This window comes from Lactobacillus sp. XV31L (assembly GCF_059900865.1).
On sequence record NZ_JBWXGC010000036.1, the window covers coordinates 1 to 479 of the forward strand.

Sequence of the window (479 nt, forward strand, 5' to 3'; positions counted from 1 at the left end):
GCCCCATTCGCCGCCGGCGGAGAACCCCTGCAGGATGCGGAGCACGATGAGCAGGATCGGAGCGGCGACGCCGATCGCCGCATACGTCGGAAGCACACCGATCAGCGCTGTGGAGAGGCCCATCATGACGAGCGTGAAGACCAGCATCTTCTTGCGGCCCAGCTTGTCTCCGAGGTGGCCGGCGATGATCGCCCCGAGTGGGCGGAAGAGGAAGGAGATGCCGATGGTGGCGAAGGACAGTATCTGTGCGAATCCCGGATTCTCCTGGGCGATCGGAGCCAGGAAGAGTGGGGCGGCACTGATGGCCGTCGAGCACGCCCCGACGGGCCGGCGAGGACTCTTCGGCGCCTTCCCGCAGATCGGCGTTCCGATCGGCATGATTCTCGCGACAGCGACGCTCTGGGTACTGACGAGCTCGATGTCGCCCGAGGCGTTCCTCGAGTGGGGCTGGCGCATCCCGTTCCTGATGTCGATCGTGC

Annotated in this window: 2 protein-coding genes; one reads left to right on the top strand and one right to left on the bottom strand. The window is 66.0% G+C overall.

Annotated features, from left to right (window positions below):
* Positions 1-303: MFS transporter (locus AC2JF7_RS09060; protein ID WP_500728363.1), on the bottom strand; the 303-nt coding region annotated here is incomplete at its 3' end.
* Here AC2JF7_RS09060 and AC2JF7_RS09065 point away from each other — a divergent pair.
* A partial coding sequence (locus tag AC2JF7_RS09065) for an MFS transporter (RefSeq protein ID WP_500728362.1) occupies positions 224-479 on the top strand: 256 nt, incomplete at its 3' end. The two genes, AC2JF7_RS09060 and AC2JF7_RS09065, sit on opposite strands and share 80 nt — an antisense overlap.